Raw genomic sequence first — 9,179 nt, forward strand, 5'->3', positions numbered from 1 at the left:
GCCAGACCGCAAGAGTGCCGATCAAGACAACACTGCAGGTCCGGTTCGTTTCAGGAACATCCGTCCGGTTAGGCTCGAGACATGCATGCCTGGCCCGCTTCCGAGGTCCCCGCCCTTCCTGGCAAGGGCCGCGACCTCGAGATCCACGACACCGCGACCCAGGGGACGATCACCCTCGCCCCCGGTCCCGTCGCCCGCATCTACGTCTGCGGCATCACCCCGTACGACGCGACCCACATCGGTCACGCGGCGACCTACAACGCGTTCGACCTCGTGCAGCGCGTGTGGCTCGACACCAAGCGGCAGGTCCACTACGTCCAGAACGTCACGGACGTGGATGATCCGCTCCTGGAGCGGGCGCTGCGCGACGGCCACGACTGGACGGAGCTCGCCGAACGCGAGACCGCGCTCTTCCGCGAGGACATGACCGCCCTGCGCATGCTGCCGCCGCAGCACTACATCGGCGCCGTCGAGGCCATACCCGGCATCGTGCCGCTGGTCGAGCGGCTGCGGGACGCGGGCGCGGCGTACGAGCTGGAGGGGGACGTCTACTTCTCCGTCGAGTCCGACCCGCACTTCGGCGGGGTCTCGAACCTCGACGCCGAGGCGATGCGGCTGCTCTCGGCGGAGCGGGGCGGCGACCCGGACCGGCCGGGCAAGAAGAACCCGCTCGACCCGATGCTGTGGATGGCCGCGCGTCCGGGCGAGCCGAGCTGGGACGGCGGCTCGCTGGGCCGCGGCCGGCCGGGCTGGCACATCGAGTGCGTGGCCATCGCCCTGGACCACCTGGGCATGGGCTTCGACATCCAGGGCGGCGGGTCCGACCTGGCCTTCCCGCACCACGAGATGGGCGCCTCGCACGCGCAGGCCCTGACGGGCGAGTTCCCGATGGCCAGGGCGTACGTGCACGCGGGCATGGTCGCCCTGAACGGCGAGAAGATGTCGAAGTCGAAGGGCAACCTCGTCTTCGTGTCCGCGCTGCGGCGGGCCGGGGTCGACCCGGCTGCGATCCGCCTGGCGCTGCTGTCGCACCACTACCGGGCCGACTGGGAGTGGACGGACGAGGTCCTCGCCGAGGCCGAGGCCCGGCTGGCGCGCTGGCGTGCGGCCGTCTCCCGGCCGGACGGGCTTCCCGCGGACGCCTTGGTCGAGGAGGTCCGGGAGGCCCTGTCGAACGACCTGGACGCCCCTGCGGCGCTGGCCGCGGTGGATCGCTGGGTGGACGCCCAGAACGCCTCCGACGGCGACGACGAGTCGGCCCCCGGCCTGGTCTCCCGCACGGTCGACGCCCTGCTCGGCGTGGCCCTGTAACGCGCCGGGGCGGGCAGCCGCTGCGCGGAGCCGTCCCCTACCCGCCCTTCCACCGTTCCCCGGGCTCTGCCCGGACCCGGTCCTCAAACGCCGGACGGGCTGGAAAATCCAGCCTCGCCGGCGTTTGAGGCGCGGGGTGTGGGCGGAGCCCCGCACGGCCGGGCGCAGCCCGGGGCGCTTGCGCCGCGGCGCCGCGCGGGTCACGCCTCGGGGGTGTCGTCCCCCGGTTCCTCCGGAGGAGCCGCGGGCGGCTCCTCCCCGGAAGAGTCCGGCTTGCGCTTCGGCGGACGCGTCAGACCGCTTGACGTGTCGCGGAGGTACGAGCCGTCGCCCGGCTCCGCGGCCGGACCCGCCGCCGGGTCGCGCCGGCGCAGGTACCGCTCGAACTCCCGGGCGATGGCGTCGCCCGACGCCTCCGGCAGGTCGGCCGTGTCCCGGGCCTCCTCCAGCGTCTGGACGTACTCCGCCACCTCGCTGTCCTCCGCGGCCAGTTGGTCCACGCCCAGCTGCCACGCCCGCGCGTCCTCCGGCAGTTCGCCCAGCGGGATCCGGATGTCGATCAGGTCCTCCAGCCGGTTCAGCAGGGCCAGCGTGGCCTTGGGGTTCGGCGGCTGGGAGACGTAGTGCGGCACGGCCGCCCACAGCGAGACCGCCGGGACGCCGGCGTGCGTGCAGGCCTCCTGGAGGATGCCCACGATCCCGGTCGGGCCCTCGTACTTCGTCTCCTCCAGGTCCATCGTCCGCGCCAGGTCCGCGTCCGAGGTGACCCCGCTCACCGGCACCGGCCGCGTGTGCGGAGTGTCCCCCAGCAGCGCCCCCAGGATGACCACCATCTCCACGCCCAGCTCGTGCGCGAAACCGAGGATCTCGTTGCAGAACGACCGCCACCGCATGGACGGTTCGATCCCGCGCACCAGGACCAGGTCCCGCGGCTTGGCGCCGCCGATCCGGACCACCGACAGCCGCGTCGTCGGCCAGGTGATCTTCCGCACCCCGTTGTCCAGCCACACCGTCGGCCGGTTGACCTGGAAGTCGTAGTAGTCCTCGGCGTCCAGCGCCGCGAACACCTCGCCCTTCCACTCCCGGTCCAGGTGTGCGACCGCACCGGATGCCGCGTCACCCGCGTCGTTCCAGCCCTCGAACGCGGCCACCATGACCGGGTCGATCAGCTCGGGCACGCCCTCAAGCTCGATCACCCAGGTCTCCTTCCGAAGTTCCCTTGTGTACGTGGGTCAGCCTAAGCCTTGATGAGGCACCGGCCACAGCCCACGACAGAGGGGCGGTTCCCCTCGGAACCGCCCCTCTTCCCCACCTGCGGGAGAGCTATGCCTTGCGGCTCAGCATCTCCTCGACCCGGGCGCGCACGGAGGCGTCGTCCAGCCCTCGGATCGTCACCGTCGTACGCCGGCGCAGCACGTCGTCGGCCGTCTGCGCCCACTCGTTGTCACGGGCGTAGGCGACCTGCGCCCAGATCTCCGGACCGTCCGGGTGGATGCGCTCGGCCAGCGCCGGGTCCTCGTTCGCGAGGCGCGCGATGTCGAAGGCCAGCGAACCGTAGTGCGAGGCCAGGTGGCGCGCGGTGAGCGGGTCCATCCGCGTGCCGGGCTCGCGGTCCACCAGCAGCCGGTGCGCGACCGCGTTCGGGTTGGCGACACCGGGCAGAGGGATGCGGCGCACGAGGGACTTCGCCGGCTCCATGTCCTCGGTCAGCGGGCTGCCCGGGAGCTTGGCCAGCTTGTCCATGACCACGCGGCCGATGTGGCGGTACGTGGTCCACTTGCCGCCGGCCACCGACAGCATGCCGCCCGCGCCCTCGGAGACGACCGTCTCGCGCTTGGCCTTCTCGACGCCGCCGGGGCCGCCGGGCAGCACCCGCAGGCCCGCGAAGGCATAGGTCATCAGCGAGCGGTCCAGGTCCGCGTCCTTCACCGAGAAGGCCGCCTCGTCCAGGATCTGCTGGATGTCGGACTCGGTGGCGCGCACGTCCGCCGGGTCGCCCTCGTACACCTCGTCGGTGGTGCCCAGCAGGAGCTGGTCCTCCCACGGCAGGGCGAAGGTGATGCGGTACTTGTCGATCGGGGTGGCCATGGCGGCCTTCCACGGCGACTTGCGCTTCATCACGATGTGCGCGCCCTTGGAGAGGCGGATGGACGGCATCGAGTGCTTGTCTTCCATGCGCCGCAGGTGGTCCACCCACGGGCCGGTGGCGTTGAGCACGACGCGTGCGTCCACCCCGAACTCGGTGCCGTCCAGACGGTCCTTGAGCTCGGCGCCGCTGACCCGGCCGCGCGTCATGCGCAGCCCGGTGACCTCGGCGTGGTTGAGGACGACCGCGCCCGACTCGACGGCCGCGCGGACCGTCATGACGGCCACGCGGGAGTCGTTCATCTGGTGGTCGTAGTAGACCGCGACGGCCTTGAGGTTGTCCGTCTTCAGGCCCGGGTTGTCGGCGACGGCGCGGGCCGGCGAGATGACCTTGCCGATGCCGTCGCCGAAGGCCGAGAGCGCCGAGTACGCGAACACGCCCGCGCCCAGCTTCGCCGCGCCGACCGGCCCGCCCTTGTACACGGGCAGGTAGAAGGTGAGCGGGTTGACCAGGTGCGGGGCCACGTCCTTGGCCAGCACCCGGCGCTCGTGGTGGTTCTCGGCGACCAGCTTGACCGCGCCGGTCTGCAGGTAGCGCAGGCCGCCGTGGACGAGCTTGGAGGAGGCGGAGGAGGTGGCGCCGGCGAAGTCGCCGGCGTCCACCATGGCCACCCGCAGACCCGACTGCGCGGCGTGCCAGGCCACCGAGGTGCCCAGGATTCCACCGCCGATGACCAGCAGGTCGTACGTGGCCTTCGCCAGCTGCTCACGGGTCTCGGCGCGGCTCGGGTTCGAGCCGGCGGTCGGGTGCGTACCCAGCGCGGGAACGCTCTGCAGGCTGCTCATATCTCTCTTAGCTCCTCGTCGATTGACTCAGCTGGTGCGGTCAGCTGGCGTCTTCGTCGTCGACCCAGCCCATGGACCGCTCCACGGCCTTGAGCCAGCTCTTGTACTCGCGCTCCCGCTGCTCGGCGGGCATCCGCGGGGTCCACTCCGCCGCGCGGCGCCAGTTGGCGCGCAGGGCGTCGGTGTCGGGCCAGAAGCCGACGGCCAGGCCGGCGGCGTAGGCGGCGCCGAGGCAGGTGGTCTCGGCGACCATCGGGCGCACCACGGGGGCGTCCAGGAAGTCCGAGAGCGTCTGCATCAGCAGGTTGTTGGAGGTCATGCCGCCGTCGACCTTGAGGGCGGAGAGCTCGACGCCCGAGTCCTTGGTCATGGCGTCGGTGATCTCGCGGGTCTGCCAGGCGGTGGCCTCCAGGACGGCACGGGCGATGTGCGCCTTGGTGACGTAGCGGGTCAGGCCGGCGATCACGCCGCGGGCGTCGGAGCGCCAGTACGGGGCGAACAGGCCGGAGAAGGCCGGTACGAAGTAGGCGCCGCCGTTGTCCTCCACGGAGGAGGCCAGGGTCTCGATCTCGGCCGCGGACTTGATCAGGCCCATCTGGTCGCGCATCCACTGGACGAGCGAGCCGGTGACGGCGATGGAGCCCTCCAGCGCGTAGACCGGCTTCTGCTCGCCGATCTGGTAGCCGACCGTGGTCAGCAGGCCGCTGTAGGAGTTGATGATCTTGTCACCGGTGTTCATCAGCATGAACGTGCCGGTGCCGTACGTGGACTTCGCCTCGCCCTCGGCGAAACAGGTCTGGCCGAACAGGGCGGCCTGCTGGTCGCCGAGCGCCGAGGCGACCGGGACGCCGGCGAGCACGCCGTCCTTGACGTGGCCGTAGACCTCGGCGGAGGACTTGATCTCCGGGAGGACGTTGAGCGGGACGCCCATGGACTCGGCGATCTTCTCGTCCCAGGCCAGGGTGTGCAGGTTCATCAGCATGGTGCGCGAGGCGTTGGTGACGTCGGTGACGTGCACGCCGCCCTGGGCGCCGCCCGTGAGGTTCCAGATGACCCACGAGTCCATCGTGCCGAAGAGGATGTCGCCGGCCTCGGCGCGCTCGCGCAGGCCCTCGACGTTGTCGAGCAGCCAGCGGACCTTCGGGCCGGCGAAGTAGCTGGCCAGCGGAAGGCCGGTCTCGCGGCGGAAGCGGTCCTGGCCGACGTTGCGGCCGAGCTCCTTGCACAGGGCGTCGGTGCGGGTGTCCTGCCAGACCAGCGCGTTGTGCACCGGCTCGCCGGTGTTCTTGTCCCACAGCAGCGTGGTCTCGCGCTGGTTGGTGATGCCGACGGCCTTGACGTCGGCGGAGGTGATCTCGGCCTTGGCGATGGCCCCGGCGACGACCTCCTGGACGTTGGTCCAGATCTCGGTGGCGTCGTGCTCGACCCAGCCCGGCTTCGGGAAGATCTGCTCGTGCTCCTTCTGGTCGACGGCGACGATGCGGCCGTCGCGGTCGAAGACGATGCAGCGGGAGGAGGTGGTGCCCTGGTCGATCGCGGCGATGAAGGGGCCGGTGCTGGTGGTCATGGTGGCTGCTCCTGGGAAGTCCGGTGGGCGAACGACTTAGACGAACGCGAGGTTGTAGATACCCGCGGCGAGGGCGCCGCCGATCAGCGGGCCGACGACGGGGATCCAGGCGTACCCCCAGTCGGAGCCGCCCTTGTTCGGCAGCGGAAGCAGTGCGTGGACGATGCGCGGGCCCAGGTCGCGGGCCGGGTTGATGGCGTAGCCGGTCGGGCCGCCGAGCGAGAGGCCGATGCTGACGACGGTCAGGGCGACGATGAGGCCGCCGAGGGTGCCGAGGCCCTTGCCGTCGTCGTTGAGGCCGTAGGCGAGGACGGCGAGCACGAGCACCAGGGTGCCGATTATCTCGGTCGCGAGGTTCTGCCAGACGTTGCGGACCTCGGGGCCGGTCGCGAAGACACCGAGCACCGGGCCGGCGTCCGGCTCCGTCTGCTGGTCGACCATGCCCGCGTGCTCGGACTTGGCGGCGACGATCTCGGGGTCGGTGAGGTGGGCGCGGAACTGCCCGTAGTACGCCACCCAGGCGAGCGTGGCACCGATCATGGCGCCGAGCAGCTGGCCCGCGAAGTAGACCGGGACGTTGCCCCACTCGCCGTCCTTGATGGCGATGCCGACCGTGAGGGCCGGGTTGAGGTGGGCGCCGGACAGGGTGCCGGTCATGTAGGCGGCGGTCATGACCGCGAATCCCCACCCGAAGGTGATCGCCAGCCAGCCCGCGTTCTGAGCCTTCGAGCGCTTGAGCACGACGGCGGCGACCACGCCGGCGCCGAGCAGGATGAGGATGGCGGTCCCGATGGTCTCGCCGATGAAGATGTCGGAGCTGGACACCCGCGACTCCTTACGTACGTCCAGGGGTGGGCGGACACCGGGTCCCTCCGGTGGTTCCGCGCACTCGGTGAGTGCTGCACCGGTCCTTGGCCTTGCCACACCCTAACGCGTATTGCCGGTAGGTGTTCGACATTGCCGACCGATGAACGGCAGTTTTCCGCCTGTGTGAAGAACCCGTCAAGGCCTGGCCAGGTCAAAGAACCGGATCGTTACCACTCGGTTCGATCGACCAAATCAGGCCAATCCATGATCAGTAAAAGACAAAACCCACCCAAATGCAGCTCCAAGCCGCCATGGGTGGGTGGGGCGGGTCAGGTCAAGCTCAGAACCGGCCCGCTCCGAGGTCGCGTGAAACCGACCGGGCGCAGTCCCGCACGGACGCCACCAGGGCCGCATGGGGCTCCCCGGAGTCCCCGCAGACCCGCTCCACGGCCCCCGCCACGGCGACCGCGCCGACGGGCATCCTGCGCCGGTTGTGGATGGGCGCCGCGACCGAGGCGATGCCCTCCCAGGTCTCCTCGACGTCGGCGGCCCAGCCGCGCGCCCGGGTCAGCGCGAGGACCTCCTCGAACCCGGCCGCGTCCGTGACCGTGCGCGGGGTGAACGCCTCGCGCTCCACCTCCACCGCCTGGGTGTGCGCCACCGGGTCGTACGCCGACAGCACCTTGCCCAGGGCGGTGGAGTGCAGCGGCTGCATGGCCCCCACCTCCAGCACCTGACGGCTGTCGTCGGGCCGGAACACGTGGTGCATGATCAGCACCCCGCTCTTGTGCAGCACGCCCACGTACACGCTCTCGCCGCTCGCGCGGGCCAGGTCGTCCGTCCAGACCAGCGCCCGGGCGCGCAGCTCGTGCACGTCCAGGTAGCTGTTGCCCAGGCGCAGCAGCTCCGCGCCCAGCTGGTAGCGGCCGGAAGCCGGGTCCTGCTCGACGAAGCCCTCCGCCTGCAGGGTGCGCAGGATGCCGTGCGCCGTACCCTTGGCCAGGCCCAGGGAGGACGCCACGTCCGACAGTCCCAGCCGGCGCTCGCCGCCCGCCAGGAGTCGCAGCATCGCAGCGGCTCGTTCGAGCGACTGGATGTTCCGTGCCATGGCGCAGCCTCCTGCTGACGTAGTTCGACAATGCTGAACACTATCGGTCGATGCCGACTTTCTGCATGGTGAGGGGTCTCGTACGCACGTGTGGGTCGGCACATTCGCGCCGACACACCCGAGTGGACGCCCCGCGCACAGAATGCAGTCCGCCACGTGGGACACCCTCACCGGGTCAGGTGCCTCGCGGTTACCCTGGCCGCGTGCACCCTTGACACAGAGGGGGTGCAAAGCCGACAGCCGTCGCATCCCAGGGAGCTCAACCATGGCCTCGTTGCCGAACCCGCCCGCAGACACCCAGACCCGGGCCGATGCCCTCCGAGAGGCGCTCGCCACCCGCGTGGTCGTCGCCGACGGAGCCATGGGAACGATGCTCCAGGCGCAGGACCCCTCGATGGAGGACTTCCAGCAGCTGGAGGGCTGCAACGAGGTCCTCAATGTCACCCGTCCGGACATCGTGCGCACGGTGCACGAGGCGTACTTCTCGGTGGGTGTGGACTGCGTCGAGACGAACACGTTCGGCACGAACTACGCGGCGCTCGCCGAGTACGACATCGCGGAGCGCAATTTCGAGCTGTCGGAGGCGGGGGCGCGCATCGCCCGGGAGGTGGCCGACGAGTTCACCGCTTCGACGGGGCAGCAGCGGTGGGTGCTCGGGTCGATGGGGCCGGGTACGAAGCTGCCGACGCTGGGGCACATCACGTACGACAAGATCCGTGACGCCTACCAGGTGAACGCGGAGGGCCTGCTGTCCGGCGGTGCGGACGCGCTGCTGGTGGAGACCACGCAGGACCTGCTGCAGACGAAGTCCTCGATCATCGGGGCGCGGCGGGCGATGGAGGCGCTGGGTGTTTCCGTTCCGCTGATCTGCTCGGTGACGGTGGAGACGACCGGCACGATGCTGCTGGGGTCGGAGATCGGTGCGGCGCTGACGGCGCTGGAGCCGCTGGGCATCGACATGATCGGTCTGAACTGCGCCACCGGTCCCGCCGAGATGAGCGAGCACCTGCGCTACCTCGCGCGCAACGCCCGCATCCCCCTCTCCTGCATGCCCAACGCCGGCCTGCCCGTCCTGACCAAGCAGGGCGCGCACTACCCGCTCAGCGCGGCCGAGCTCGCCGACGCCCAGGAGACCTTCGTCCGCGAGTACGGCCTCTCCCTGGTCGGCGGCTGCTGCGGCACCACCCCCGAGCACCTGCGCCAGGTCGTGGAGCGGGTCCGCGGAACCGAGATCACCCTGCGCAACCCCCAGCCCGAGCCCGGCGCCGCCTCGCTCTACCAGACGGTGCCGTTCCGGCAGGACACCTCGTACATGGCGATCGGTGAGCGGACGAACGCGAACGGGTCGAAGAAGTTCCGCGAGGCGATGCTGGAGGCGCGCTGGGACGACTGTGTGGAGATGGCGCGGGACCAGATCCGTGAGGGCGCGCACATGCTGGACCTGTGTGTGGACTA

7 protein-coding genes are annotated in these 9,179 nt (G+C 70.7%); 2 read left to right on the forward strand and 5 right to left on the reverse strand.

Annotation, left to right across the window (positions count from 1 at the left end; genetic code table 11):
* The first annotated feature begins 81 nt into the window (after positions 1–81).
* Positions 82–1,311, forward strand: coding sequence for a cysteine--1-D-myo-inosityl 2-amino-2-deoxy-alpha-D-glucopyranoside ligase (gene mshC, locus AB0D66_RS23205; RefSeq protein WP_362306607.1), 1,230 nt, complete (start codon positions 82–84; stop codon positions 1,309–1,311).
* Between the two features lie 200 nt (positions 1,312–1,511).
* Here the strand turns inward: mshC and AB0D66_RS23210 are convergent, their stop codons facing one another.
* The 5 genes from AB0D66_RS23210 to AB0D66_RS23230 all read right to left on the reverse strand — a co-directional run bounded on the left by AB0D66_RS23210 (position 1,512) and on the right by AB0D66_RS23230 (position 7,724).
* Positions 1,512–2,507 carry a PAC2 family protein gene (locus tag AB0D66_RS23210; protein WP_362306610.1) on the reverse strand — a complete coding sequence of 332 codons (996 nt, stop codon included), beginning with the start codon at positions 2,505–2,507 and terminating at the stop codon, positions 1,512–1,514.
* 127 nt (positions 2,508–2,634) lie between these two features.
* Positions 2,635–4,242: a glycerol-3-phosphate dehydrogenase/oxidase gene (locus AB0D66_RS23215; RefSeq protein ID WP_362306614.1), complete on the reverse strand. Its 1,608-nt coding sequence runs from the start codon at positions 4,240–4,242 to the stop codon at positions 2,635–2,637.
* Positions 4,243–4,282: 40 nt separating this feature from the next.
* Positions 4,283–5,809, reverse strand: a complete 1,527-nt coding sequence (glpK, locus tag AB0D66_RS23220) for a glycerol kinase GlpK (RefSeq protein WP_362306617.1) — start codon at positions 5,807–5,809, stop codon at positions 4,283–4,285.
* Between the two features lie 36 nt (positions 5,810–5,845).
* Positions 5,846–6,634: an MIP/aquaporin family protein gene (locus AB0D66_RS23225; protein ID WP_362306620.1), complete on the reverse strand. Its 789-nt coding sequence runs from the start codon at positions 6,632–6,634 to the stop codon at positions 5,846–5,848.
* A 322-nt stretch (positions 6,635–6,956) separates the two neighbouring features.
* A complete protein-coding gene (locus AB0D66_RS23230) occupies positions 6,957–7,724 on the reverse strand; it encodes an IclR family transcriptional regulator (protein ID WP_362306623.1) in 768 nt (255 codons plus the stop codon).
* A gap of 265 nt (positions 7,725–7,989) precedes the next feature.
* On the opposite strand from AB0D66_RS23230, the gene AB0D66_RS23235 reads away from it, so the two are divergent.
* Positions 7,990–9,179, forward strand: a 1,190-nt coding sequence (locus AB0D66_RS23235) for a homocysteine S-methyltransferase family protein (protein WP_362306626.1), incomplete at its 3' end; no start/stop codon positions are given.

The sequence above is a fragment of the Streptomyces sp. NPDC048270 genome (assembly GCF_040652335.1).
Lineage (GTDB): Bacteria > Actinomycetota > Actinomycetes > Streptomycetales > Streptomycetaceae > Streptomyces.